25 protein-coding genes and 2 tRNA genes are annotated in these 26,747 nt (G+C 59.6%); 7 read left to right on the top strand and 20 right to left on the bottom strand.

Features of this window, described 5'->3' with window-relative positions; all coding sequences use genetic code 11:
• Positions 1–1,262, bottom strand: a 1,262-nt coding sequence (locus tag B2P82_RS16505; RefSeq protein ID WP_290498128.1) for a carboxyl transferase domain-containing protein, incomplete at its 3' end; no start/stop codon positions are given.
• 117 nt (positions 1,263–1,379) lie between these two features.
• Between B2P82_RS16505 and B2P82_RS16500 the strand changes: the two genes are divergently transcribed.
• Positions 1,380–3,176 (top strand): patatin-like phospholipase family protein, encoded by a 1,797-nt coding sequence (locus B2P82_RS16500; protein WP_290498127.1) that lies wholly within the window; start codon positions 1,380–1,382, stop codon positions 3,174–3,176.
• 8 nt (positions 3,177–3,184) lie between these two features.
• Here B2P82_RS16500 and B2P82_RS16495 read toward each other — a convergent pair whose 3' ends face one another.
• The 5 genes from B2P82_RS16495 to B2P82_RS16475 all read right to left on the bottom strand — a co-directional run bounded on the left by B2P82_RS16495 (position 3,185) and on the right by B2P82_RS16475 (position 8,785).
• Complete coding sequence (locus B2P82_RS16495; protein ID WP_290498125.1) at positions 3,185–4,228, bottom strand: tetratricopeptide repeat protein; 1,044 nt, start codon at positions 4,226–4,228, stop codon at positions 3,185–3,187.
• Between the two features lie 141 nt (positions 4,229–4,369).
• Positions 4,370–5,515: an isovaleryl-CoA dehydrogenase gene (locus B2P82_RS16490; RefSeq protein ID WP_290498123.1), complete on the bottom strand. Its 1,146-nt coding sequence runs from the start codon at positions 5,513–5,515 to the stop codon at positions 4,370–4,372.
• A 36-nt stretch (positions 5,516–5,551) separates the two neighbouring features.
• Entirely contained in the window at positions 5,552–6,751 is a 1,200-nt protein-coding gene (locus B2P82_RS16485) for a lysozyme (protein ID WP_290498121.1), read from the bottom strand.
• Between the two features lie 101 nt (positions 6,752–6,852).
• Positions 6,853–8,235 (bottom strand): magnesium transporter, encoded by a 1,383-nt coding sequence (mgtE, locus tag B2P82_RS16480; RefSeq protein WP_290498119.1) that lies wholly within the window; start codon positions 8,233–8,235, stop codon positions 6,853–6,855.
• Between the two features lie 121 nt (positions 8,236–8,356).
• Positions 8,357–8,785: a MarR family winged helix-turn-helix transcriptional regulator gene (locus B2P82_RS16475; protein ID WP_290498117.1), complete on the bottom strand. Its 429-nt coding sequence runs from the start codon at positions 8,783–8,785 to the stop codon at positions 8,357–8,359.
• Positions 8,786–9,027: 242 nt separating this feature from the next.
• Here B2P82_RS16475 and B2P82_RS16470 point away from each other — a divergent pair, with 242 nt between their 5' ends.
• The gene (locus B2P82_RS16470) at positions 9,028–9,639 is read left to right on the top strand and encodes a tetratricopeptide repeat protein (RefSeq protein ID WP_290498115.1); all 612 of its coding nucleotides are present in this window, start codon (positions 9,028–9,030) and stop codon (positions 9,637–9,639) included.
• An 80-nt stretch (positions 9,640–9,719) separates the two neighbouring features.
• Here the strand turns inward: B2P82_RS16470 and B2P82_RS16465 are convergent.
• Positions 9,720–9,804, bottom strand: a tRNA-Leu gene (locus tag B2P82_RS16465).
• Positions 9,805–9,889: 85 nt separating this feature from the next.
• Here B2P82_RS16465 and lipB point away from each other — a divergent pair.
• Positions 9,890–10,588, top strand: a complete 699-nt coding sequence (gene lipB, locus B2P82_RS16460) for a lipoyl(octanoyl) transferase LipB (RefSeq protein ID WP_349679761.1) — start codon at positions 9,890–9,892, stop codon at positions 10,586–10,588.
• Here the strand turns inward: lipB and B2P82_RS16455 are convergent.
• The 4 genes from B2P82_RS16455 to B2P82_RS16440 form a co-directional block, all read right to left on the bottom strand.
• The gene (locus B2P82_RS16455; protein WP_290498112.1) at positions 10,585–11,355 is read right to left on the bottom strand and encodes a hypothetical protein; all 771 of its coding nucleotides are present in this window, start codon (positions 11,353–11,355) and stop codon (positions 10,585–10,587) included. The genes lipB and B2P82_RS16455 overlap by 4 nt on opposite strands.
• Positions 11,356–11,378: 23 nt before the next feature.
• A complete protein-coding gene (locus tag B2P82_RS16450) occupies positions 11,379–11,900 on the bottom strand; it encodes a DUF805 domain-containing protein (protein ID WP_051607987.1) in 522 nt (173 codons plus the stop codon).
• A gap of 147 nt (positions 11,901–12,047) precedes the next feature.
• Positions 12,048–12,494: a DUF805 domain-containing protein gene (locus B2P82_RS16445; RefSeq protein WP_034816639.1), complete on the bottom strand. Its 447-nt coding sequence runs from the start codon at positions 12,492–12,494 to the stop codon at positions 12,048–12,050.
• Between the two features lie 162 nt (positions 12,495–12,656).
• Entirely contained in the window at positions 12,657–14,660 is a 2,004-nt protein-coding gene (locus tag B2P82_RS16440) for an acetyl-CoA carboxylase biotin carboxylase subunit (protein WP_290498110.1), read from the bottom strand.
• 143 nt (positions 14,661–14,803) lie between these two features.
• Between B2P82_RS16440 and B2P82_RS16435 the strand changes: the two genes are divergently transcribed.
• A complete protein-coding gene (locus B2P82_RS16435) occupies positions 14,804–15,781 on the top strand; it encodes a hypothetical protein (RefSeq protein ID WP_206992263.1) in 978 nt (325 codons plus the stop codon).
• On the opposite strand, the gene B2P82_RS16430 is transcribed toward B2P82_RS16435, so the two are convergent.
• On the bottom strand, positions 15,778–16,230 hold the full coding sequence (locus B2P82_RS16430) for an ion channel (protein ID WP_290498108.1): 453 nt from the start codon (positions 16,228–16,230) through the stop codon (positions 15,778–15,780). The two genes, B2P82_RS16435 and B2P82_RS16430, sit on opposite strands and share 4 nt — an antisense overlap.
• Before the next feature lie 16 nt (positions 16,231–16,246).
• Positions 16,247–17,188 (bottom strand): hypothetical protein, encoded by a 942-nt coding sequence (locus tag B2P82_RS16425; protein ID WP_290498106.1) that lies wholly within the window; start codon positions 17,186–17,188, stop codon positions 16,247–16,249.
• A 147-nt stretch (positions 17,189–17,335) separates the two neighbouring features.
• Between B2P82_RS16425 and B2P82_RS16420 the strand changes: the two genes are divergently transcribed.
• The 3 genes from B2P82_RS16420 (at position 17,336) to B2P82_RS16410 (ending at position 20,965) form a co-directional block, all read left to right on the top strand.
• Entirely contained in the window at positions 17,336–18,151 is an 816-nt protein-coding gene (locus B2P82_RS16420) for an SDR family NAD(P)-dependent oxidoreductase (RefSeq protein ID WP_290498105.1), read from the top strand.
• Between the two features lie 172 nt (positions 18,152–18,323).
• On the top strand, positions 18,324–18,998 hold the full coding sequence (locus B2P82_RS16415; protein WP_034816626.1) for a TorF family putative porin: 675 nt from the start codon (positions 18,324–18,326) through the stop codon (positions 18,996–18,998).
• A gap of 158 nt (positions 18,999–19,156) precedes the next feature.
• Positions 19,157–20,965 carry a cation:proton antiporter domain-containing protein gene (locus tag B2P82_RS16410; RefSeq protein WP_206992259.1) on the top strand — a complete coding sequence of 603 codons (1,809 nt, stop codon included), beginning with the start codon at positions 19,157–19,159 and terminating at the stop codon, positions 20,963–20,965.
• A 12-nt stretch (positions 20,966–20,977) separates the two neighbouring features.
• On the opposite strand, the gene B2P82_RS16405 is transcribed toward B2P82_RS16410, so the two are convergent.
• The 7 genes from B2P82_RS16405 to B2P82_RS16375 all read right to left on the bottom strand — a co-directional run bounded on the left by B2P82_RS16405 (position 20,978) and on the right by B2P82_RS16375 (position 26,676).
• Positions 20,978–21,514, bottom strand: a complete 537-nt coding sequence (locus B2P82_RS16405) for an MlaC/ttg2D family ABC transporter substrate-binding protein (RefSeq protein ID WP_206992258.1) — start codon at positions 21,512–21,514, stop codon at positions 20,978–20,980.
• 295 nt (positions 21,515–21,809) lie between these two features.
• A tRNA-Leu gene (locus B2P82_RS16400) sits at positions 21,810–21,896 on the bottom strand.
• Between the two features lie 73 nt (positions 21,897–21,969).
• Positions 21,970–23,181 carry an acetyl-CoA C-acetyltransferase gene (locus B2P82_RS16395; RefSeq protein WP_290498103.1) on the bottom strand — a complete coding sequence of 404 codons (1,212 nt, stop codon included), beginning with the start codon at positions 23,179–23,181 and terminating at the stop codon, positions 21,970–21,972.
• A 6-nt stretch (positions 23,182–23,187) separates the two neighbouring features.
• A complete protein-coding gene (locus B2P82_RS16390; protein WP_290498102.1) occupies positions 23,188–23,970 on the bottom strand; it encodes an enoyl-CoA hydratase in 783 nt (260 codons plus the stop codon).
• A gap of 86 nt (positions 23,971–24,056) precedes the next feature.
• A complete protein-coding gene (locus tag B2P82_RS16385; RefSeq protein ID WP_290498101.1) occupies positions 24,057–24,542 on the bottom strand; it encodes a hypothetical protein in 486 nt (161 codons plus the stop codon).
• The gene (locus tag B2P82_RS16380) at positions 24,539–25,312 is read right to left on the bottom strand and encodes a competence/damage-inducible protein A (RefSeq protein WP_290498100.1); all 774 of its coding nucleotides are present in this window, start codon (positions 25,310–25,312) and stop codon (positions 24,539–24,541) included. The genes B2P82_RS16385 and B2P82_RS16380 overlap by 4 nt, the downstream gene beginning before the upstream one ends.
• A 23-nt stretch (positions 25,313–25,335) precedes the next feature.
• A complete protein-coding gene (locus tag B2P82_RS16375) occupies positions 25,336–26,676 on the bottom strand; it encodes a serine hydrolase domain-containing protein (RefSeq protein ID WP_290498099.1) in 1,341 nt (446 codons plus the stop codon).
• Positions 26,677–26,747: the final 71 nt, after the last annotated feature.

Raw genomic sequence — 26,747 nt, 5'->3', positions numbered from 1 at the left:
TTGCCGGCGCCGAAGCTGCCGCCGGTTACCACGGTGAATTTCGGCACGCTGGCGGTGGCCACGGCGGTCACCATCTTGGCGCCATCCTTGGCGATGCCGCCGGCCTCATATTTCGAGCCCACCATGAAGCCGGTAATATTCTGCAGGAAGACCAGGGGAATGCGGCGCTGGTCGGCCAGTTCGATGAAATGCGCGGCCTTCTGCGCGCTTTCAGAGAACAAGATACCATTATTGGCGAGGATCGCGACCGGCATGCCATAGAGGCGCGCAAACCCGCAGACGAGCGTCTCGCCATAGAGCTTCTTGAACTCATGAAATTCCGATCCGTCAACGAGACGCGCGATGACTTCGCGGGCGTCATAGGGCTCGCGGACATCCTGAGGCACCAGACCATGCATCTCCGCAGGGTCGTAAAGTGGCTCTGCAGGCTCTGTCAGATCGAAGGGCTGGGGCTTTGGCGTGGCCAGCGTGCGGACAATGGAGCGGACAATGGCGAGCGCGTGAGAATCATGGGCCGCATAGTGGTCTGCCACGCCGGACTGGCGCGCATGGACATCTGCGCCGCCAAGGTCTTCGGCTGAGATCACTTCTCCCGTGGCGGCCTTCACCAAAGGTGGACCGCCGAGGAAGATCGTGCCCTGTTTGCGCACAATGATGGTCTCGTCCGACATGGCCGGCACATAAGCGCCGCCTGCGGTACAGCTGCCCATGACGGCGGCGATCTGGGGAATGCCCTTCGCGCTCATCTGGGCCTGGTTATAGAAGATGCGGCCAAAATGTTCCCGGTCCGGGAAGACTTCTGACTGATGCGGCAGGTTCGCGCCGCCGCTATCGACCAGATAGATACATGGCAGGTGATTTTCGAGGGCCACTTCCTGCGCGCGCAGATGCTTCTTCACCGTCATCGGGAAATAGGCGCCGCCCTTTACCGTCGCATCATTGCAGACGATCAGGCATTCGCGCCCCTCAACCCGGCCGACCCCCGTGATCAGGCCTGCGCCGGGGGCTTCGTTATCATACATGCCATTGGCGGCCAGCGCACCGATTTCGAGAAAGGCAGAGCCCGGGTCCAGCAGGCGTTCGACTCGTTCACGCGGCAGCAATTTTCCGCGCTCTACATGGCGTTTGCGAGACGCTTCCGGGCCTCCGATGGCGGCATTAGCGGTTTTTTCTTGCAATTCGGCAAGAAGCGTCTCCATGGCGGCTTTGTTGGCGGCAAATTTGCTACCGGACACATCAAGACTGGATTTCAGAACCGGCATAACGCCTCCCACTGGAATTTTGTGCCTGCTTAGCGGCGCCCGGCCCACCTGTCACGCGGGCGTCATGCGAATTTGAAACACAGGGGATGAGCGAAAGGCTTTGAAAAGGGAATCGAAATGGGCATGTTCTTCAACATGGGCATTGATATCACTCCCCGCTTGCGGGCCATTGAATTCCTGAAGGATGTTCCGGCCCGCGCCATGAAGGCGGCAGGCAAGGAAGCCATCTGGTTTTCGGTCGCCGCCGGCAAGCCGCTCTATCTTGCCGGAGAACCCGCTGACACGCTCTATTTCGTCCTGTCCGGCACATTGGGCATCTTCCGGGAAGGCGTGCATGGAAAGTCCGAATTTGTCGGCCATATCCGCTCAGGCGAGCCGGCCGGCGAGATGTCACTCTTCCTCGGCGGGGTCGACCTGACCGGCGATGGCGTGCCGAATGATGCACCCCATACGAGTTCGGTTTACGCGCTGCGCGACACGGAACTGATCGGCGTCTCGCGCAAGGGCTGGGACCGGATGGTGAAAGCCGAGCCGGAACTGCTCGAATCCATGATCCGGGTGATTTTGCGCCGATTGGGGAAATCCGGTGATCGCGTTGCCAGTGCGGCACCAAAAGTGTTCACGCTCGTCGCCACGTCACCGACGATCGACCTGAAGCTGCGGGCCCGGTCGCTGAAACAGGCATTGGAACGCCTTGGGCGGAAAGCCGTGATTGTTGACGAGCAGATGGGCGATGAACGCCCGGCTGCCTATTTTGACGAGCTGGAGCGCGCACATGATGTCGTGATCCTGATCTCGGCCATTGGCGACAATTCCTGGTATCGCCTGTCCATGCGCCAGGCCGACCGGATCTGGGTCGTGGGCCGCGCTGATGCGCGCCCCTCCAATCCATTGATGCCGGATGACCAGTCCCCTGCCCGAACGCTGAAACTGGTGGACGTCCTGTTGCTGCATCACAGCGATGAGCGCCAGGGGGCCAAGCCGGCCGAATGGATCGCCGCGTCCGGGGCTACCCGCGTCTTTCACTGGAGCCGGGTAGAAGGTCAGGATTGCGACCGGCTCGCGCGCATCATGGCTGGTGTCTCCGTCGGCCTGATCCTGTCAGGCGGGGGCGCGCGCGCCTATTCTCATATCGGCGTCGTCAAGGCGATGCGGGAACTTGGCCTGCCGATCGATTTTGTGGGCGGCGCCTCGATGGGCTCGGTCATCGCGGCCTGTGTCGCAATGGGGTGGAGCGATGCCGAAATCGAGCAACGCATCCGCAAGGCATTTGTCGATAGCAATCCGCTCGGGGACTATCATTTGCCCGTCGTCGGCATGGTGAAGGGCGCGCGCGTCGCAGCCCGGCTGAAAGAGCATTTCGGCGACGCAGAGATCGGTGATCTCGACATTCCCTTTTTCTGTACCTCGACCAACCTCACCAGCGGCGCCACGCGTATCCATCGCGAAGGCCTGCTGCGCAATGCGCTGCGGGCGACCATCTCGTTGCCGGGCATCTTGCCACCGGTCGTGGATGGCAAGGATTTGCTGGTTGATGGCGCAGTGCTGAACAATTTTCCGGCCGATATCATGCGGGATATGCATCGCGGCTTTGTCGTGGGCTCTGATGTCACTCGCCAGCCGGAAAACATGGATCTGGAGGAATTTTCTGAACCGCCGAGCTTCTTCCGCTGGGTTTTCAATAACGGGTTTTCCAGCCCGCCCCCTATTGCCGGCCTGCTCATGCGGACCGCAACGATCCGTGCAGACACCAAATTCGGACATGACATGGCAGATGTTCTGGTCCTGCCACAACTTGCCGATGTCCAGCTGCGCGACTGGAAAGCCTATGACGAAACCGTCGAGTCCGGCTATGTCGCCACGATGAAGGCCTTTGAAGGGGCCACAATCAAGGAGAAGTGCTGTCCGGCTTGATTGGGTATTTATTGTGGCCGACAGCTGGAAGAATAGGCCTCGCTGTAGGGCTTGCCGAAACAGTTCATGAGCCCGTCCACGACATTGAGGTTTATCGGCCATGTCGGCGGTCGTTGATCGGGAAAATGCTCCTTGAACCGTTCTACACCCTCTTCGAAATCCTCCGGCTTCGGAAGTTTGGCAAGTTCTTCACGGCTAGCGGCGAGCATGTCCTTGTCACGCCGAAAGAATGCCAGTTCCGCCTGATGATATAGACGGTTGGACACATCCGGCTCAGTCTCAAGAATCTCTTCCAGCAAGGCAATCGCCTCCGCATAGTCCCCCACGGCCCCGCGCAGCTGCGCTTCGTGATGCAGCAGACTGCGTGTCTGGTCGGCGATCTTGGTTTCGCGATATGTCTTGAGCAAATCCGCCGCTATGCCTTTGCAACCTTCCTTGTCCGCCACGCCTCTCCATCCACCACCGCTGGTATCGCTATCGAAAGATCTGTAATCCAGCCAGAGCAAAACAGTCATGCTTCCGGGGCACGGATGTTCAGCGATATGTTCCTGATCGGCATTTTCTTCCGCGCACTCCTGCGCCGAATAGGCGTAGACGTAAGGCTTCCCGAAACACCGGATCAGTCGATCCAGAACGCGCAGATTTGGAGACTCCGGAAAACTTCTTGCGAGGCTATTGCGATTAGCCACAAGTTCATCATGGTCTGATTCCAAAAAGGCAACCGAGCCGAGCGCGTACTGATTCCATGCATAGTAATTCTCGCCCGGAGGCCGGAGGCTTTTCTGGAACAATGCAGCAGCCTGAGCATATTGCCCTGCCATGGCCCGTAGCTGGCCCTCATGCCAGTATAGAATGCCCACCTCGCCTGTGTTCGAAAGTGTCACACTGCCTTGTGCGGTATCCCAAACAACAGGCTCACCACGCGCCTGAAGCCGCTGATGATACTCTCGGAGTAGATCAGCCTTCTCCAGATTGCATTCTGGCCGGTTGTCGATTGACCGCCATCCCAGCTGCGGGTCTTGGTCAAATGCGCCGTAATCAAGACTGAGCATGTGCTCCCGGTCCGAAATACACGCTGAAGGCTGGTCGGCGCTGACTGAGCCTAAACTTGTCAGACCGATCACAAGAAGAGTCAGAAACCGTAACATGAGCGCCCCCCACTCATGTTATAATGTTTCATTTTTTACTAGATATCAAGCCGTTTCGCCGAAGAGTTCCCGGCCAATCAACCAGCGGCGGATTTCCGAGGTCCCTGCCCCGATCTCGTAGAGCTTGGCATCGCGCAGCAGGCGACCGGTCGGGTATTCATTGATATAGCCATTGCCGCCAAGGATCTGGATCGCGTCGAGCGCCAGCTTGGTCGCGGTTTCGGCCGCATACAGAATGGCGCCGGCGGCGTCCTTGCGGGTTGTCTCGCCCCGGTCGCAGGATTTGGCGACGGCATAGACATAGGCCTTGGCCGCATTCATCTGGACATACATGTCCGCGACCTTGCCCTGGATGAGCTGGAACTCGCCGATCGACTGGCCGAATTGTTTCCTGTCATGAATGTAAGGGATCACGACATCCATACAGGCCTGCATGATGCCGGTCGGCCCCGCTGACAGGACGGCGCGCTCATAATCGAGCCCACTCATCAGAACGCCAACGCCGCCATTCAGTGGGCCCATGACGTTCTCTTCGGGCACTTCGCAGTCCTCAAAAACAAGTTCACCCGTCTCCGATCCGCGCATGCCCAATTTGTCGAGTTTCTGCGCGACCGAGAAGCCCTTGAAGTCGCGCTCGATCAGGAAGGCCGTGATGCCGCGCGAGCCAGCCTGTGGCTCGGTCTTGGCGTAGACGACCAGCGTATCAGCGTCCGGCGCATTGGTGATCCACATCTTNNAGCGGTCGCCCTTCTTCTCGGCCTTCAGCTTCATGGACACGACATCAGAGCCAGCGCCACTCTCACTCATGGCGAGGGCACCAAGATGTTCGCCAGAGACGAGCTTGGGAAGGTAGCGGGATTTCTGGTCGTCATTCCCCCAGCGGCGAAGCTGGTTGANNTGGGCGCCGTAGGACAGGCCGACTGAAGCCGAAGCGCGTGAAATTTCTTCCATCGCGACGACATGTTCGAGATAGCCAAGCCCGGTGCCGCCCCACTCTTCCTCGACCGTGATGCCGAGGAGGCCAAGCTCGCCCATTTTTGGCAACAGGTCGCGCGGAAACGTATCCGTGCGGTCAATCTCTGCAGCGCGAGGGGCGATTTCGTTCTGGGCGAAACTTGCCACGGTCTCGCGGATCATGTCCGCAGTTTCACCGAGATCGAAGTTCAAAGTGGGATATGTGTTCGGAATCATGCCGCTGACTTAGCAAGACTTCCCCCGGCTGTCAGCCTAATCTTCCTGCGCCAGCATGCGGTACAGATAGTAGACAGAGACGAATAGCAGGAAGCCACCGCCCAGCGCCATCAAGGGGCCGGTATAGGTCTGGCTCGCAGCCTCGCCCATGCGCGCGCCTGATTGGGTGAGGATACGGCGCAGTCCGTCATAAAGGCCAATCGTGCCGAGTCCTGCCAACAAGGCAAAGGGCAACCAGCGCCAACCGCGTGCGGGAGCAAAATCCTCTATCTCGGCCTGCGCGGGTGTTATCAGGCGCGATGTATCCACCTCGATCGTGGCCAGGTCATCGATCAGTTTCTGGCTTGTCGGCGGCACAGAGATATTGTCGAGCGTGAGCCCCTCTCCCTGCGGATCCGACAGGTTTGGCGGGCGATAGGCGCGGCGGCGTTCCGACATGGAGGCTGGCGGCGCCGGGGCCGGTTCGCCATTGCCTTCGGGACCTGCCAGCGCGGAAACGGCGCGCGTAATCTCGTCAACGGTGGAATCACCTGTCGGCTGCGGGTCGGGCTCGCCGGATGCGCGGGAACCATTTTCCCCGAGTATGCGTGTCAGGCGCTGGGCCACTGCGCGGGCGGCGGCCTCTGGCGGGCTCTCGCGCTCGGCTGCGGCGCGAGCGCGGTTCTGTTCAGGTCGCGGCTCCAACACGATGGAAGTGTCCCGATTCCCGTTTTGCCCGGCAAGGCCGTCGCGTTCGGGGCGGACAAGCGCGCTCGGGATCGAAACACGGCGTTTGGGCGTATCCAGGAAGGTTGCCACTTCCACGGCGCGGCGGCGCACCAGTCCATCAATCACGCGGATCTGACCATCCACCCGACCCCGGCGCCAGCTACTCATGGCTTCAGCGGCAAGGATACGGTCGCCGGAATTGAGGTGCGCGAGTACGTCAGAGGAATCGAAGGCCTTCAGACCGATATTGGAGGCGAACGAGACGAGCGCATCGAACTCGTTCTGGCTCAGCGGCGTGAACACCTGTTGCGCCAGATGGTTCTCGACCCGCTTCAGATCGTGAAAGCGCAGGATCAGTTCCGCATCAAAGGCGCTGACGGTCAGGCCAGCGCGTGCGGTCTCTGTATGCCCGTAACCGACCAGCCATTTGCCATCCGGCAGGCGGCTTGCGCGCGCACGAAAGCCCTCGAAACTCTTGATGAGTTCGACTCCCTTGTCGGACGTGCGCATTTGACGGGCCAAAAGCATGGCTCCCGTTTTGGGACAGTTTGACTTTTTACTACGGGCAAGCGCTGCAAATCTCGCGCCCATTCACCCGAGAGGCGAGATTTGGCCAAGAAGTGCCCAATTTACAGGAGCACGAGCGACGCCAGGCCAAGGAAACTGAAAAATGCCATCACATCAGTCAGCGTCAGCACGAAGACCGACGATGCCACTGCAGGGTCAGCACCAAGGCGCTTCAGGCCGAGCGGAACAAGAATGCCCGACAGGCCCGCCCAGATAAACGTCGCCAACATTGCCGCGCCGATCACAAGCGCCAGCTCGACGTCACGGAACCAGACCAGCGAGATCAACCCGACCCCGATGGCAAAGATGACTCCGTTGACGCAACCGCTGAGCACTTCGCGGAAGATGGCGCGGCGCGCCGCAGCGCCGTCCAATTGCCGTTCGGCAATGGCGCGCACGGCAACGGCAAGCCCCTGGCTGCCCGCATTGCCCCCCAGCGCCGCCACGACCGGCATCAGTACGGCCAATGCCACGACTTGCGCGATGGCCGCCTCGAACAGGGAAATAATGGCGGAGGCGATGAACGCCGTGAATAGATTCACGCCCAGCCACGGCGCGCGCGCCTTAACCGTATCCCAGACCGTATCGGCACCGTCCGCCGAGGTCACGTTGAGCAGGGAGAGCAGGTCTTCGGCGTTCTCTTCCTGCATGACATCGACCATGTCATCGACTGTGATCATGCCGACGAGGCGGTCGCCTTCATCCGTCACGGGCGCCGCAGCCAGCGAGTATTTGCGGAACTGGAAGGCCACTTCTTCCTGGTCCATCTCCGGCTTCAGAGAGGACAATGCGTCTTCCATTATGTCCGACAATTGCACATCTCGCGGCGTGCGCAGCAGCGTCGCCAGCGAAACGATTCCCAGCAGGCGATGGCCCGGATCGATCACGTAGAGCTCGTAGAAGACTTCCGGCAATTCCTCGCCGAGCTCCCGCGCATGGTCGATCGCATGGCCGACCGTCCAGTATTCCGGCGCGGCCACGAACTCCGTCTGCATGAGACGGCCGGCAGTGTCTTCCTCATAAGAGAGGCCCCGCTCCAGCTGGGCTCGGTCCACCGGGGCAAGGTCGTCCAGGATACGCTCACGGCGGTCATCTTCGAGGTCTTCGAGAATTGTCGTCGCATCATCGGAATCGAGTTCGTCGAGCGCGCTTGCCACCGCAGCGTCCGGCAGCACTTCGACCGCCTCTTCGCGATAGGAATCGCGCAGTTCGATCAGGATGTCAGCTGGCAGCTCGCCGCCAAGCAGTTCTACCGCTTCAGAGAAGGTATCAAAGGACAAAGCCTCCAGCGCATCGGCGGCATCAGCCGGATGCATGCGCTGCAGCGTCCGCGCCAGCCAGCGCGTATCCTTCTCATCGACGGCATCGATGATATCTTCCAGCAGATCCGGATCGACGTTGGGCGTCTCCGCGGTCTGGGCAGGCTGAACGGACGTTTCTGTCATGGCGCCTCTTTGCCGGGGTTACGTGGCGTCGGCAAGAACCGAATACGTTGAGCTAGCCGGGATTCGCAGGAATCTCACAGCGTGCCCACAACAGACTAAGGAACTGGGGAATCGACCTGTATCAGCGCAGGCGCTTCAGACCCGCCGTGAGCTGGGACAAACCATCCTCGCGCAAGCGGCCTTCAATCCGGTTCTGGACCTCCTGCCAGAGCGGGTACGCCTCTTCCAGACGGCGCACCCCAAGCGTCGTGAGCAACAGGCGACGGCGTCGGCCATCTCCCTCCTCTCCCCGAAAGATCAGACCGGCCTTCTCCAATGGCTTCAGATTGCGGGACAATGTGGTGCGATCCAAGGCAAGCAAATCTGCCAGCTCGGAAATGGAGTCGGGTTCAAACCGGCCTACCGCATTCAAAAGCCCGAACTGGGCAATGGTCAGGTCAACGGGGCGCAAGGCGTCGTCATACTCGCGTGTAATGCGCCGCGCCGCACGTAGCAGGCGACCCGCCGTACAGCGCTGCGTCACATCTTCATGAATGCTCGTTTTGTCCATAGCGTGTAGATACACACTCTTCCTGAAACTTCAAACAGATCAGTAAATCTAACACACCTATTCCAAGGCGCTTCATTGATTCCCCAATATAGTGCATATACATTACTTATGTCACTGGCGTCTCTCTACAAAGTCAGTTTCCCGTGATCCAGTGACACTCCTCCGCCCGGCATATCCTGTCGGGCGGCCTTTTCCGGATGCACGCATTCCATATCGTGTATTTACACTATTGGAGTTTCAACATGAAACCTGCCCTCCCAGCCTTTATACTCTCCGCCCTTTTCAGCATTTCCACCCCCCATGCCGGTGCCAGCCCGGACGTCTACAGATCCAGCCCGAGCCCGGCCGAGTTATGCGCCACCGAACTCGGGCATTACTCTGAAGCCACGTTGCGCCTCCAGCGGCTGTGCGATGCGGGCGCGAAACAGTCAGACCTGACGCTGAGCGGGCGCGCTGCTGCCCACGCAAATGCAGGCACAGTCCGCATCAGGCGGGGCGACCTTGAAGGGGCCGCACGCCTGTTGTCCGAAGCCCATGCCATGCCTGGCGCCTCGGCCGATATCACCATCAGCCTCAGCGCAGTGCTGATACGACTGGAGCGCTATGACGAGGCCATCCAGGCACTCGCAGACCTGGATCAAGTGTCAGATGAATTGCGGCACAAGGCGCTCTACAATCGCGCCACGGCTGAATTGCTGCGCAACAATGTCGAAGCTGCCTATGTCGATTTCCACAAGACAGTCCAACTGGCACCGGACTTTGTTCCGGCGCAGGACATGTTGAAGCGATTCAAGGTAACGCCCCACACGCTGACGGCTGATGCGCAAGACAATGCGAGAAATGGACAGCCCTGAGGCCGACCCAACGCATAAAAGCCGTGTGAAATTCAGACAGTCATTTTCAATGCTGCCAGCGCGGCTGGAACGATTGAAAATGGTGCGGTCAAGAGGACTCGAACCTCCACGGGTTGCCCCACAGCGACCTCAACGCTGCGCGTCTACCAATTCCGCCATGACCGCACTGGTCTTCATTGAGGCAGACGGGCCGTATAAGGCGACACCAGCACTTTGTGAAGCCCTGAATGTCGCCTATATGCCCCGAGTGATGCAGAAATTCCCCGACACAGAATGGGCCGTTTCAGACCGCCCGGTTCCTTATGAGGATGCGGTCCGATTCATGGAGACGCGCGCCCGCGCGATCCGGGAGGGCGGCGCGCCGGAACTGGTCTGGTTCCTGGAGCATCCACCGCTTTACACGTCAGGCACTTCTGCCAAGCCGGACGACCTGCGTGACCCGGCCCGCTTCCCTGTCTTTGATGCTGGGCGCGGTGGCCAGTATACGTATCACGGCCCCGGCCAGCGGGTTGCCTATGTGATGCTGGATGTTGCCCTGCGGGGGCGGGACGTGCGCGCCTTCGTGCAAAATCTGGAGACCTGGATCATCCAGGCGCTTGCCGCTTTCAATGTCGATGCGGGCCCGCGTGACGGCCGCGTCGGCGTATGGGTAGACCGCACGAAAGCCGGCGGGACACTGCGCGAAGACAAGATTGCCGCCATCGGTGTACGCCTCAAGAAATGGGTCAGCTTCCACGGTATTTCATTGAACGTGGAACCAGACCTCGAACATTTCTCTGGCATCACACCCTGCGGGATCGCAGACCCGCGCTATGGCGTGACCAGCCTGGTCGATCTCGGAATCCCTGCCGCAATGGATGATGTCGACCTGGCCCTGAAAGATGCTTTCGAGACCGTATTCGAAAGTCGGCTGGTACGCGCTCCCGATCCGATCAGAGAACCTGCCTAGGCTGTTTCGTAAGCTTTCAGGCGCTGTTCTTCCTGGGTCAGATCACTGCCTGTGCGAAACGGGCCAGCGCCACCATTCGGCAGGCGCGCAACATGCAGCAAGGTCCACAGCATGACGAAAAAGGACGAGAGCGCCCAGAGCGGCATGGCGAGGCCCATGCCGCCGCCCATTGCCACCTGCATCTCTGTTGGTGGCGGTCCGTCCGGACGGCGCGGGCCACGCGCTTCCTGCGGTTCCGCAGCAGGTGTCTCGGCCGCCTCCCCGCCTTCTGCGGCCAATGTCTCTGCCTGTGCGGCTTTTGCCTGCTGAGCCTGATACTGCGCAGATCCTGACACCACACCTCCGGCAAATCCGAGCAAGCCAAGGAAGAGTGGGATAAGCACAATGGCGGCCTTCAGCGTCGAGCGGTTCGCTTCCGCAAAGCGGCGCACATGCGCCACCCATGATGTGAACTCCGTGACGATCGTGAAGAAGAAGAACGGCAACAACAGCGCCGGCAGCGGAATGCCGACCGATTTGACCGGCTGCCACGCGCCTGACATGTCGGCGCCCGCAAGACCGGCAATGAAGGCCACAAAGACCGGCACGATGAATAGCAGCACCCGCCCCATGAACATGAAGGTCCACGCCCGGCTGAAATGCAGCTTTCCGGTCATGCCCATCGGGTTGAACAGGGTTTGAAACCAGTCCATCCGGGCCGGGTCGTCCCGCTCATCCCTGATCCAGGGGCGATGCGCATCGATGGGGGTCATTGTGTGATGGGTCATGCCTGCAGAATCCTCTGGAGTGGTCAGGAATAGGTGTTGGACATTGGGGTGCCGGATGTCGGCGGGCCATACCGGTTCGTTTCCAGATCGGTGGGCAAGCGGGCGGCGATGAAGCCGAGCAATGCGGTCGTCAGCAGGAAGCTGGCTAGCGAGGTCAGGGCGGTCAGCCGCTCGAATTCCTGAATGTTCTCAGTCAACGCATCCATCGCACCGGACAGGTCGCTCCCGAACTGGGCATACATCTCGAACGCGACCGGTGACAGGATAGGCATCAACAGAGCGCTCACTATGCTGCCCACAATCCCGTAGCCAGCCAGGAACAGAAGATAGAACCAGCCCGAATGGCCAGCATCGTGCAGTCGCTTGGAGAACAGGCAGACATACACATAGACCATCGGATAAACGAGAATACCGAACATGGGCGAGATGAACGTGTTTGCCACTTGCACGATCATGAAGGCGGCCGTGATCACTGTCAGACCGCGCAGGAATGTGCGCGACCCGATACGGCCTTTTGACGACAAGAGGACATATCTCATGTCCATAGGGTTTCAGTCTCCTCGATCCGGGTCCTCACACGGCAGGGCCATGTCGAACACTACGCGTCCTTATCAATAAACGATAAACTTTTGCAACAAAAAAGAGCCGGACGACTGTCCGGCTCCTCTGGATTTCGATTGCTGCGACAGCGCCTAAACGAACGTGTCTGCGGTACCAGCCATCGGATTTTTCGGGTCTGGGCCATACTTGTTCGGGCCAACCGTTCCGGGGATACAGGCAATTACAATCTGGGCAATCGATGCCAGGAAATTGATGAATGGGATGAAGCCGGCAATCACGAGACCGAGATAAATCCAGCCAGTCTGGTTGATATCGTGAAGACGGCGGATGAAGAGTGCGATGCTCGGAATGATCACGGCAAGGCCATACAAACCCATCAGCGCGAAGAAGATCATGCCGATCGGATTCATTTCACCGGTTTCGAAATTGCCGCCGAGGCCGAATGCGAGGGCCGCCAAGACCCCGAACACGATCAAATTGAAGAGTACGACCCACCAGTATTCCGAGCGGCGTGAGCGACCCTGAAAATCCACATAGCGGGAAAAGAACATTTTTACTGCATCTGGAAAACTGACCATCTCGGCCCCCTTTGAATTGCTTTCACCATGAAAGGCCGGTGCACTTTCGGTGCATCAGCGGCAAGGTCAAGGGATGACTCGTTAATCTCCCCCTACCCCACAAGGCGGGATTCGGCGTCGATTTGGTTAGAGCAGGGTTAATGGTTCAGGCGCGAGTCGACCTTAGCCAAACTCAACCATGATCTCGTCTGCGGCAACGCTGTCCCCTGCGGCAACGTTGATTGCCTTCACGGTGCCATTGGCTTCGGCGCGGATGATGTTCTGCATCTTCATCGCCTCTACCACGCAGACCGCTTCGCCTTCCTGCACTTCCTGTCCAAGTTCGACATCCATCGAAACGACAAGGCCCGGCATGGGGGAAATGATCAGCTTGGACGTATCCGGCTTTTCCTTTTCCGGCAGGCGAGCGTGCAAATCGGCCACGTTCGGCGTGCAGACCAGCGCGCGCAGGGCAACGCCGCGATGACGGAACAGATAGCCTTCGGTTCGGTCAGCGAACTTCACGGCAAAGGGCTGCCCATCCAGCAGGCCTTCGACCAGATGCTGGCCCGGATACCAACCGGTGACCAGCGTGTGCGTCTTGCCCCCATTGATGGTGATCTCGGCTTCGCCATCGTCGCCGAGGTCCAATGTGACGGGGTGATGCTTGTCGCCCAGAATGACAATCCAGTCGCGGCGCGCATCCGGCGTCGGCGACATGCGGCCGCTCGTATCGGCGGCGCGGCGCGAGAAGAAGCCGTGCACATAGGCCGCAGAACAGATCAGCTGGATTTCCTGCGCTTCGGTCGGCTCCACGCCGTCAAAGCCGTCCGGGAACTCGTCCTTGATATAAGCGGTCGTGATGTTCCCAGAGCGGAACCGCTCTTCGTCGATCACGGCAGCAATGAAGGGCATGTTGTCCTGAATGCCTTCAATATGGAACCGATCCAGCGCCTCGCCATGCACGTCGAGCGCGGTGTCGCGATCCTTGCCGTGCGTGATCAGCTTGGCGATCATCGGGTCATAATACATGGAGATTTCGTCGCCCTCGCGGACGCCGGAATCCATGCGCACCTCACCGCCAGCCAGAGCCCCCTCTGATGGCGCGTGGAAACGCTTCAGGCGACCAATTGATGGTAGGAAGTTGCGATACGGGTCTTCGGCATAGACGCGGCTTTCCACGGCCCAGCCATTGATCTTGATGTCAGACTGTTTGAGCTTCAGCGTCTCGCCATAGGCGACCCGCAGCATCTGTTCGACCAGATCAACACCGGTGATCATCTCGGTAACCGGATGCTCGACCTGCAGACGGGTGTTCATTTCGAGGAAGTAGAAGCCCTTGTCGGCGCCAGACGCCACGAATTCCACGGTGCCGGCGCTGTCATAGTTCACGGCCTTGGCCAGGGCCACGGCCTGTTCGCCCATCTTCTTGCGGGTTTCCGGGTCGAGTAGCGGCGATGGCGCTTCCTCGATGACTTTCTGGTTGCGGCGCTGGATCGAACATTCGCGCTCAACGAGGTAGATACAATTGCCATGCTTGTCGCCAAGCACCTGGATCTCGATATGGCGCGGCTCAAGAATGAATTTCTCGATAAAGACACGGTCGTCCCCGAAGGACGCTTTTGCCTCGGCCTTCACGGCCGGGAAGCCCTCTTCGACTTCCTTGTCATTGGCCGCAACCCGGATGCCCTTGCCGCCCCCGCCAGCGGACGCCTTGATCATGACCGGATAACCGATTTCCTTGGAAATCTTCACCGCTTCCTTGGTGTCTTCAATCAGACCCATATGGCCTGGCACGGTCGACACGCCAGCTTCAGCGGCCAGCTTCTTGGAGCTGATCTTGTCGCCCATCGCTTCAATGGCATAGGCATTCGGGCCGATCCAGCCGATCCCCTCTTCCTCGAGCCGTTTGGCGAACACAGGGTTTTCGGACAGGAAACCGAAGCCAGGATGGATCGCCTCTGCACCGGTCTGGCGAACCGCATCAATGATCTTGTCGGCAACCAGATAAGATTCTGACGCAGGTGACGCACCAATATAGACAGTCTCGTCGGCCATCTCGACGGCCATGGAATCCGCATCGGCGTCTGAATAGACCACCACTGTCTGTACGCCCAGCCGTCGACAGGTCTTGATGACCCGAACTGCAATTTCCCCCCGGTTGGCGATCAGAATCTTTTTGAACATGCTGCCTCGATCCAATGTAAAGTCTTTCAGCGACTGCACTAAGCCGCCCGAAAGCCGATGTCCACAATTCCCATAGGGGAAGTCGGTTGCCACGATGCCGCAGATATGTTAGTAAGCGCTCACTATTTATGGAGATAATTCTCATGTCCCGGATCATACTCGACCTCGATGCCCTGCTGGCCAATGGCCAGATCGACTCCTCCGAAGCCGCGCGCTTGCAGGGTTTCGCCCTGCCTGATCGCAGGAATGGTGTGCTGATAAACATTCTGCTGATTTTCGGAGCCATCTCGGTCGCCGGCGGCACAATCGCACTTGTGCCGAACGCCATAACCGGTCTCGTTCTGGCACTTGTCGCGTTGGGCGGCGCGGAATTCCTGCGCCGCAGCGCACGTGGAAATTCCCTGAAAACCCTCGGCATGGCGCTAACGCTTATGGGTACACTTGGCGTGGCAGGCTGGATCGGATGGGAATTCCGAGAAGTGGATGATGGCACGGTGCCCACCGTACTGATCGCACTGGTCATGACCGCGGCAGCGCTGTGGTTCCGTTCGGCACTTCTGGCAGCGTTTGCAGTCTTGTCCCTCGGTGCCATTCTTGGTTCTGGCACAGGCTACTGGCATGCCAGCTACGCCCTGTTCGTCGAAGAACCGACCATCACGATCCTCGTCTTCGGCCTGCTCGCCCTGGGTCTCTATCGTGCCCGCAATACCCTGTCAGACGCATGGAACAATCTGGTCACCGTCGCAGCACGCACGGCCATGTTCATGGTAAATTTTGCCTTTTGGGTGGGTTCGCTCTGGGGTGACCGGATTGGCGAACACTGGTTTGCGCCGCAGCGCTGGTCGGACCGGTCGGAATGGCGTGAAGCTGCCATTGCCATCCCCGACCATGTCTTCACCTTGGGCTGGATTGGCGCGCTCGTCGCCATGATCTTTACGGCACGCCGGAACAGCTTCCTGTCGATAACCTCAATCGTGTTCCTGACGATCCATGGCTACACGCAATATTTCGAGTATCTCGGCGCGAAACCGGAAACGCTGGTGATTGGCGGACTGGTTCTGGTGGGCCTAGCCGTAGCCGGGGCGCGCTTCTTCATGAAGCAGGACGTGGAACCGGCCTAGTCCTTGTCATCCAACTGCTCGATGCGCGCCTCGAAGTTGCGCACCCGAGCAGAAATCGAGACAAGGAATGCCGTCGACCAGCCGAGCAGCAGAAAACCAATGACGGATTCTGCTGCCGCCAGCATGCGCCAGTCCTTGTCGATCAGCACATCGCCGTATCCCACTGTGGAAAAGGTCGAGGTAGAAAAATAGACGGCTGTTTCGACATCCGGAAACGTACCCAGCGCCAGATAGGTCAGCGTGAACACCCAGATCTCGATCGAATGGATGGCAAACAGGCTGAGCAGGACAAAGAAGATGGCGAGCCCCTGCCCGACCACGGTCGACAGGTTCACGTGCGGCACGTCGCGCTTGCGGATCACCGCAGACAGGGCCACCAGCCCAGCAAAGTGGATGGCAAACGTGATCGCCACCAGCACTCCCGCCACAATCAGATTGAGCAAGAGCATGGCGAAATCCTCCGTTTTAGCGTGCCGCGACGACCAATCCGGCCAGCAAACCTGGCGCTTCACGGTCGAGGAAGTCAACCAGGGTATTGCTCGCCGTGGTGACCGGGTTCGGCGGCGGGCTCTTGCGCCACCAGCCAGTACGAGGTGGCGGCTGGGCAGGCTTGGATTTCGCGGCGAGGCTGGCAGTTCGGCGGGCCAGGCTCGCCCTTTCCGCTTCCCTACCCATTTGCTCGAACCAGCTTCCCTTGTCGAATCCCAGCGCAAGACACCCGACAAACTTGCCGGGATTGGGATCGTTCGGGTCAAGCCAATGCTTGCGGTTGAGCGCATGGCGTTCCGTGTGGGGATTGGGATGCGCGCGGGCGACCAAATGGTTCCCGATCGCCCGTGCAAACAGGAAGTTCCACGACGGGTCGTTCTCGCTGCCCTCTATGCTCTCCTGTGTGTGGAAGAGGATCGCTGCCTCAGCCCGGCTGACCCAGGGCGCATGCTCCGGGCCCGAAAGCAGAAGCGTTTCAGCGACGTTCCCCACGGATGTTGCATCTGCCTGATTATCCCGGATCATCTGGTCGCATAAATGGGATAACACAATCAGACCGAACCCATCCGGCGCCCCGCTGGCTTTGCGAAGCAGCCGCATGAACAGGCCTGCCAGATTGCGATTGCGCAGCCTGTCCCCGATCGCGACCCGCTCCTGTAGCCAATCGAGATTGGCTGGCGTCAACGCCCCATTGGCGGTATCGCGGGCAAGCACATAACGCGCCATCACCCGGACAAACCGGCTGTCCCAGTCAGGGTCCGCTCCCCTCATTCGCGCATTGAAGTCGAACAGAGCCTGAGCCTCGGCATCAGATTGCGGCCCGCGTGAGCACATTTCCTGCGCGACCTGCCGCATATCCTCGCGTGATCGTCGCGAGACGGCCTGAATGCGCTGAATGATACTGGCCGACCTGACCATGGGTTGCTGTCTCCGGTATAGGCAGCGACGGGTACCAATGACGGGTTTCAGCTTTCTTGACCAATTCGGTGAAACCTGTTGCCACCATTGTTCAACGCCCCGTACATTCCAGCCCAGACACATATGGAAACTACGGGAGAAAACGCGATGACACAGCCAAAAGACCTCGCCGGGCGCAAGGCGATCGTAACCGGTTCAGCCACAGGATTGGGACGGTCAATTGCCTTGAAACTTGCCGAGCGCGGCGCTGATGTGATCATCAATTGCGCCAGATCCGTCGCGGAGGGCGAAGCGACCGCAGCGGACTGTCAGGCGCTCGGTTCGCAGTCGCGCCTTGTTCAGGCTGACGTGTCGACGGATGAAGGCTGTCGTAAACTGGCCGAGGCTGCGGCCCAGGCCGGGCGGCTGGACATTCTCGTCAACAATGCCGGCACGACCAAACACGCGCGCGACCATTCCGATCTGGACGCCCTGACCCGCGAAGACTTCCTGGACCTCTACGCAGTCAATGTCGCCGGTCCCTTTCTGATGATGCAGGCCTGCAAACCCCTGCTCATTGAAAGTCACCGTCAAACTGGTCGCGCCGCTGCTGTGCTGAACACATCCTCCATCGCGGGTGTTACGGGTATCGGCTCATCGGTGGCTTATGCAGCGACCAAGGGCGCGCTCAACACGATGACCCTGTCGCTGGCCCGCGCACTGGCCCCGGAGATTCGGGTGAATGCGATTTGTCCGGGCTTTATCGGCACGCGCTGGTTCAAGGACAAGATGGATGAAGAGCAGTATCAGCGCATGGAAACCTCCGTTGCGGCCGCGACACCGCTCAACGTGGCCAGCGGGCCCGACGATATTGCAGATTCGGCCCTTTTCTTCCTGACCGATGCCTCTCGACACGTGACGGGAGAGACGCTTTTGGTCGATGCTGGCACACATCTTGGGTACGCGCCGTTGACCGCACGGTGACCAAAACCAGAGCGCACAAGCCTAAGGCATTGTCGCGCTTGCGTGCACAAATTTCTGGCGTTCCGGTTGCCGTCCCGCAACCTCCATATTTTTGTTTCTGATCCCGGATAAAGCCGCGTCATCGTGGTTTTGGCGCTGGCAACAGCGCGATTCAACAACGGGGTACTAAAACATGAAACAACAGCTTTTCCGCGCAGGGGTAGCACTTGCAGCAATGCTGGCAGTGGCTGGCACGGCAGCTGCCGAGGGAGAATGGTCCGGTAACGTCGCTCTCAGCACAGACTATGTCTGGCGTGGCGTCTCCCAGTCCAATGAGGACATGGCCATCTCCGGCGGCTTCGACTATGCGAACGGTATATTCTATGCGGGTACATGGGCATCGAATATCGACTTCGAAGACGGCTCTGACTCCAATGTAGAGCTCGACCTCTACGCCGGCGTCGCCAGCGAATTCTCGAACGGCGTCTCCTGGGATCTCGGCGTCATCTATTATTCCTATCCGGACTCGGATGATGAAGACCTCGACTTCGTCGAACTGCAGGCCGCTCTGGGTTATGCTTTCGAAGGCGGAGTTGAAGTAGGCGGCGCCGTCTACTGGGATCCAGACAATGAGAGCGTCTATGTTGAAGGCTCTGCGGGGTATGCCTTCACCGACGCTTTCGCAGCTGACGTATCCGTCGGCAACTACTCCTTCGATGGTGGCGGCGACTACACCAACTGGTCGCTTGGTGGCACCTACTCGCTGCCAATCGGCATCGATGTGGACCTGCGTTACTGGGATACCGACATCGACGGTACGGACATCGCCGACGAGCGCATTGTCCTGACTCTCGCAAAGAGCCTCTAGCGCTCGGATATTCTTCACAAACTGTGCGCGAGACATTGCCCTCCTTCGCGTGCAGTCTGGTGAAGGCCGCCGGTTCCCTCGAGAGCTGGCGGCCTTTATTTTTGCGCAATCCTCCTTAAGTTGGGAGTTCGACTCCACCCAGAAGAAAGAGCTCCCCCATGGCCGCTGAAATGAGCCCTGCCGACGCCGTGGGCGCGCTCGTTCCCGCAATCACCCTGTTGGGGTTCGGCGCGGCAGCCGCCCTGGTGTCACGCGCGCTCAATCTCAGCCCCATCGTTGGCTACCTCCTCGCGGGAATTCTGATCGGTCCGGGCATGCTGAACCTGATCCATGAGAGTGGCGGCACGCATTTGCTGGCCGAGCTCGGCGTGGTCTTCCTGCTCTTCGATATCGGCATGCATGTCTCGCTCCGCGAACTGAAAGAAAGCCGCGGTGACCTGCTCGGCCTTGCCCCTGTCCATCTGTTGCTGACAGGCCTGATCAGTGCAGGCGCGCTCTATATGCTGGGCATATCCTGGCCGATTGCGATCGCGGTAGGCCTCAGTCTTGGCCTTTCGTCCACGGCGGTCGTTGCGCGGATCCTTACAGAGCGCGAGCAGAACTCGTGCCCGATCGGGCGCACCGCCACGCATGTCCTGATCTTTCAGGATATTGTCGCCATCTTCCTGATGATCTTCGCCACGTCGCTTGGGGAAGGAGAGACCGCCGCCGGCCTAGCGGGCCTACTGTCAGAGTATCTCCTGAATGGCGGTGCAGTCCCGCTGGCGGCTGGATTGTTGCTGGCCTTTGTGCAGGCCCTGATCGCCTTCGGCGCAGCCATGCTGTTTTCACGCTACCTGCTGAACCCGGTTTTCCGGACGCTGGCGGCCACCCGCAATGATGAAGCCTTCACGGCTTTCACCCTGCTGCTTGTGCTGGCGGCTGCCTGCGCGACTGCCATGATTGGGCTTTCGCTAACTCTGGGCGCATTCCTGGCAGGTCTGGCCGTGTCCGGCACGCCGTTTCGTCACCAGGTACAAACGGAAATGGGACCGTTTCGCGGGCTGCTCCTCTCCTTCTTTTTCATCAGTGTCGGCCTGTCGATTGACTTGCCGGGCCTGCTGAGAAACCTGCCGCTCGTCGTGATCGGCGCGTTTGGCATCCTGACGGTCAAGACTGCGCTCGGCTATATCGCCGCACGCATGAACGGCTGGAGTGTTCCCGGCGCGACCCAGCTCGCCACCTTGTTGGCACAGGGATCGGAATTCACCCTCGTCATTCTCTCGCTGGCCTCAATCACTGCCAATATGCCCCCTGCCCTCATGGGCAGCCTGATCGCCGCCATTGCGCTGTCCCTGGCGCTGGCACCGAGTTGGGCCATGCTCGGAGGCAAGCTCTCGCGCGAATTGGCGCGGCGCAAGCAGGTCACGATGGAAACATCAGGCGAACCCGCTGGCGAGCGGCCTGTCATCGTCATTGGCATGTCTGCCGCCGGGCGACTGGCCGTCGACGCTCTGATCGACTTTGACATCCCCTATATCGCGACTGACGGAGATCCCGACCGCTTTCTGTCTGCGGTCGCAGATGGGTACAATGTCTCGTTCGGAGATGCTGCGAACATGAAGCTGATCGAAGCTGTGGGGGGCAGCAATGCGCGCGCCGTCGTGCTTGGAAAGGCCCGTTATGAAGTGTCCAAGGAAGTCACGCCCAGCATCAATCGCCGCTTCCCTGATCTTGTCCGACTCGTGGCTGTCGAAACCATCCATGATCTCGACCGATATCTTGAACTGAACATACGCGCGCACCTCGTGGCTGGAGAGCCCAAGGGAATTGAGATGGTCGCGGATATGCTGAGAGTTCTGGGCGTGCCCGACAAAGAACTGGCAGATTGGCTCAGCCGCGAGGCCGACCTGTTCACGATCGGCGACGCGTCAGACCGTCAGGACAAGTCCGATGAAGAAGAAGCTGTGGTCGACGAAGCCGCCTGACCAGATTCCAGGTCAGGAATTGAGGGCGTTGATCGCATCATCAATCGTGGCGCGCGGACGGTCCATGATAGCCGCGATCTGGGCACGCTGTTCGATGGCGAGCCACAGGCCCAGCACTTCGACATCCACCACACGCCAGTCGCCATTCTTTTCAATAACGCGCCAGCGCACTGTCTGAGGCGCCTCACCGGGGCGAACGACGCGCGTTTCCACGATGGAATCTGTCGGCGTGCGATCCTTTGATCCGGTGACCGTGATCTCTGCATCGCGGAATTTTTCACGCTGGTCTTCGAAGCTGCTCAACAGATAGGTTTCGAAGGCGTCTGCGAACCTGCTGCGTTCCTGATCCGTGACGCGGCGGGCATATTTCCCGAGGGTGAAATTGGCGACTGTATCCAGGTCCATGGACTGGCGCAGCGTTTCGCGGCCCTTCTGAGGGTCGGCAATATGCTTTGCGGCGCCTTCGATCACGGCCTCCGCTTCCGGGCCGGCGAAGGCAGGCAGGGCCATCAGGCCGAGGGCAGTGGAGGCAATAAGGGCGCGAAACATGAGGGCTTGTCCTTGTGAATTCTCTGCGTGTTGCCCTCTAGATATGATCGAGATTGTCCTTTTGTTCCCCGAAAGCCGAAATAGGCTCTATGCGTTTTGGGAATGAAACCGGTGCAGCGGGAGTCGGTAGGCAGGCCCCCGACAGGCGCAGGACCTGTAGTTTCGGGCGGCGGCAGGACAGAATGGCTGGGTACATGTCATTTCTCCTCTTGGGCGAGAAACATGCAAGCCGTGTACCAAGGACGCGACCTGCGCGTTCTGTCTCGGTCATTGGGATAGGCCACATAAGATGGCATGGTGCGGGCGGCCGGGCTCGAACCGGCAAGGCCTTGCGGCCGAGGGATTTTAAGTCCCTTGCGTATACCAATTTCGCCACGCCCGCATGGCCGGTCCCCGGCATAATCGGTTTTGCCGGGGATGGCTATACAGGATAGGATTTGGGGGATAGCTGCGGCCTAGCTGACCCGCTCGAACACGGCTGCGAGCCCCTGCCCGCCGCCGATGCACATGGTCTCCAGGCCATAGCGCGCCTCGCGGCGCTCCATTTCCCGCAGCATCGTGGTCAGGATGCGCACGCCGGTCGCGCCGACCGGATGTCCGAGCGAGATGCCGGAGCCGTTCACGTTCAGCCGCTCCATGTCATCCTCCGAAAACTCAAGCGCCTTGGTGCAGGCGAGCACCTGCGCTGCGAAAGCTTCATTCAGTTCAATGACGTCGATGTCCTTCAGTTCAAGACCTGCCGTCTTGAGGGCCTTCTGGCTGGACGGCACCGGCCCAATCCCCATGACTTCAGGCCCAACGCCTGCAACCGACCATGAAACCAATCGCCCAAGCGGCTTGAGGCCATATTTCTCTGCCGCCTCGCGCGTACAGACGATACAGGCTGCCGCGCCATCATTCTGGCCGGACGCATTGCCGGCCGTCACGGTCGACTGATCGTCCACCTTGCCCCGGATCGCGCGCAGCGTGGACAGCTTCTCCAGAGAGGAATCCGGACGAATGTGCTCATCCTGGTCCACGATCGTATCGGCCTTGCGGCCTTTCACGGTGTACGGAATGATCTCTTCAGAGAACTTGCCGGACTTCTGAGCCGCAGCCGCTTTCATGTGCGAATTGTAAGCGAACTGATCCTGAGCGTCGCGCGTGATCTGATAATCACGGCGCAAATTCTCCGCCGTCTCGATCATGCCGCCCGGCACGGGATGATTCTTGCCGCCGGCTGTATAGCGACCGCGTGACAGGCCATCATGCAGCATCAGGCCGTCGCCCTTGATGTTCCACCGCATATCGATGGAGAAGAAGGGCGCATTCGACATGCTCTCCGCCCCGCCCGCGATGACAACGTCATTTGCGCCGGTTGCGACCTGCATCACGGCATTGATCACCGCCTGCAGGCCGGAGCCACAGCGCCGGTCGATCTGGTAGCCACCGGTGGATGTGGTCAGCCCGGCATCCAGCGCCACCATGCGCCCAAAGGCAGGGGCTTCCATGGTCGGATAGCATTGCGCGAAGATACAGTCTTCCACCGCCTCGGCGGGCAGCTTTGTCTTTACCATCAGCTCACGGATGACATGTGATGCCATCTCGTGCGCATGCACAGTCTTGAAGGCGCCGCCAAAGCCGCCAACGGCGGTGCGGACGGGTTCGCAAATGACTACGTCTCTCATAGGGCCCTACTCCTGCTGGTCCCGGCCACGCGCGGTGACCTGTTTGCGAGCCTCTTCCACAGCGTCTGCCGTCACAGATTCGGCATGAGCAATGGAGCGTTTGACTTCTTCCTTCATGGCGGCGGCGAAATTCATGCCATAGCCATCATCGATCAGCGCCTTGTATTGCTTGAGCAGGTCCGGCTGGGAACTGCACATGTCGTGCGCCAGCTTCATGGCAGCTGGCACGAGTTCGTCGGATTCGTAAACACGGTTCACAAGTCCCCAACGTTCCGCGGTGTGGGCGTCGAGGAAGTTACCGGAGAAAGATAGCTCCTTGGCTCGGCTGATACCAATCATGCGCGACAGCTTCTGTGAGAGGCCCCAGCCCGGCACGATGCCGACGCGGGCATGTGTATCGGCAAACTTGGCATGTTCAGAGGCCAGCAGCACGTCGCACATCAGCGCCAGTTCGAACCCGCCGGTGATTGCAAAGCCGTTGATCGCACCGATGATTGGCCAGGGATAATCGGCCAGTGCGCGCGCCATATCTATGGACTTGGAATCTTCGTCAGCGCCTAGGGCGAAACCGGTCTGGCCGGCCTCCTTCAGGTCGATCCCGGCGGTGAAGGCCCGCCCGGCACCAGTCAGCACGACCGCGCGGACCGCCTTGTTCTCTTTCAGCTCATTGAAGACGCTGACGATCTCGGCGCGCAGAGCCCGGTTCAGGGCATTCAGCGCGTCGGGCCGGTTCAGTGTTACGAGCGCAACCGGTCCGTCCAATTCGACCTTTACGATGTCTTCCGCCATGGGATCCTCCAATTTTCCTGTTTGCCTCTCTTAGCGAGGACAAGCGGGAAGGACCATGCTTGACGTTAGGGCGGTTTTGGAAGGGATCAGGCCCGGCGCTTGCGAACCAGATTCGCAATGCCGATCACGAGAGCAATCACGGCGATTCCGGCCGCAAGGAAGAACAGGCCAAATTTGAGGGGCGTCAGCCAGGCCTTGGCATCAAGCGCGTCGACCCATCCCGCCAAGGCCAGCACCTGAACCATGTTCTCAGTCAGGTCGGCGATCACGACTCCGAACGCTGGTAGCGCTGCGTACTTTCCCATGCCGCCAAAGAAGCGCAGGGCCAGTCCGCCGAGGAAGCCCCCATAAGCCAGAGGATACGCCGTATCCAGCAACACCGTCACCCAGGCATGGGCGGCACGTTGGGCGGCACTCATCGTGGCAATGATCGTTCGGCTCATCTCCGGATCGGAGGTCATGTCGAGAAATGCCCCGCCCACCATTGGCCGACACAGACCGAAGCCTGCACCAATCACCAGCATCGAAACGAAGCTGATAAGGATCGCGGGGGTGCGCGCCAGAAAACTCATGCGTTTGCGTCCTCGACCCGCTCCGGCTGGACGCCCGTCGCAGAGATGATCGCTTCCAGCTTGTCAGTAATCATGGGGATAAGGCTTTCCTGTATCGTGCTGGCAACAAGATGGACACCATTGTCACCAATGCCCCGAAACCAGGGATAGGAACCGAGTGCGACGTCCGGCATCTCTTTGGCCAGCACGCCCAGCGGTTCGGCAATGTCACCTTCGCGCAAGCCCCTGCCCCGTATCGTGACCTTGTGAATGACTGCGCCTGTCTCCAGCCTCGGCCCGATATCTTCCAGCATGCCGCGCGCAACCGACGGAACACCCGCCAGGGTAAAGACATTCCCGGTCTGGAAGCCCGGCGCCCCGGACACGGGATTGGCCACGATCTGGGCGCCATGCGGAATACGCGCCATGCGCCGACGGGCTGGCGTGTAGTCTGTGCCCATTGCCTCATAGCGTTGGGCCAGCATAGCCGTGACTTCGGGATGTTCTGAAATCTCCACCCCGAACGCCTTGGCGATGGCATCAGCCGTGATGTCATCATGTGTCGGACCAATGCCGCCCGTTGTGAAGACATAGGTGTATTTTGCGCGCAGCGAATTCACGGCCTCGACAATCTCGTCTTCCACATCGGGCACGATCCGGGTCTCCCGGACGGGAATACCGAGCGGCGCAAGATAGGAAGCAATCTGTTGCAGATTGATGTCGCGCGTCCGACCGGAGAGCAGCTCGTCCCCGATCAGGAGGACGGCTGCTGTGGGAGATTCTTTTATCATAAAGACACTTTGCCCAGACTGGCTTATTCTTCAAGCGCCTCATAGACGAGCCGCATCGATTCCTCACGAAAACCCGCCGGCTCCCCGGGTCGTGCGCCGAAGCGCTGGATCATGCCGATAAAGAATAGATCATTCTCCGGATCGATCCAGAACCATGTCCCAGCAGCCCCGCCCCAATAATAAGTGCCGGTACCGGCTGGGCTGTCCATGGCGACCGGATCAGAGATGATGGCGAAGTCGATGCCGAAATCGCGACGCTTCGGCGTGAAGACACTTCGCTGCGTGCCATCAAATTCCACGCCTGCATTTGGCGGCAACTGGTTTGTCCGCATCAGGGCCACCGTGTCCTCCTGCAGAATACGATGACCGTCCAGCGTGCCACCATTGAGCATCATCTGGCAGAACCGGGCATAGTCGTCGATCGTGGACACGAGCCCGCCGCCCCCCGATTCGAAGGCGATGGTGGACTGCCTGAACTGAACAGTCTCGGTGTAGAATGGCTCGAACCGATCCCGCTCGGAGGCATAGTACACGACGTCGGATAGCCGGTCATACTCCGCTTCGGGAACATAAAATCCGGTATCATCCATGCCCAGCGGCATGAGGACATTTTGCTTGAGGTAATCGCCAAGAGACAATCCCGAGAATTTTTCTACCAGGTAACCCTGAATGTCGACCGAGACCGAATAGTACCAGATTTGCCCCGGCTCATGCAGCAAGGGGATACCTGCGACCTTGTCGATGAAGGTCTGCGGATCAGGCGATTTGAGGACATTCTGCTCTCGAAATTGGGCATTGGCATAATCATCTCCACCAAGGCCGTAAGCGAAACCGGCCGAGTGACTCATCAGTTCCCGCACGGTCGCGGGGCGCGATGGGTCTTTCAGGATCGGTGTTCCGTCTTCATGCTCGCCCGCCAGCACTTTCAGCGCTTCAAATTCAGGGATGTATTTTGTGATCGGATCGTCGAGGTCAAACTTGCCATCTTCATGGAGCTGCATCAGGGCAACGCCCGTGATCGGCTTGGTCATGGAATAGATCCGGTACAGCGTGCCCGGTTGCACGGGTGTCGATGTTTCAACATCCCTCACACCGTACTGACCATAATGAGCAACCTCACCATCTTTGACGAGCAGGGCCTGAAGGCCCACGACATGCCCGTCCGAGACGAACTTCTGCAGGCGTTCGTCGAGCGCATGCAGTCCATCCGAGCTGAACGCCGTGGCGGACCCGGCAGGAGCAAGAGGCGGCCAGTCTGCTAACTCATTCTGTTCCGCCATTGCGGGCAGCGCCGTGAGAGACAGCGCCGTCAAGGCGAAGGCAAACCCGGTGAGACACCGACGACAGGCTTCCAATTTGAGCATTGCGCGCATTCCTTTTCTTCCCGCAGGACCAGACCATGACCAATGCATTTAGGAGAGACAAGCGGGAACGT

Source organism: Hyphomonas sp. UBA4494, from assembly GCF_002388935.1.
GTDB lineage: Bacteria > Pseudomonadota > Alphaproteobacteria > Caulobacterales > Hyphomonadaceae > Hyphomonas.
This window is presented reverse-complemented; position numbering and strand designations above follow the sequence as displayed.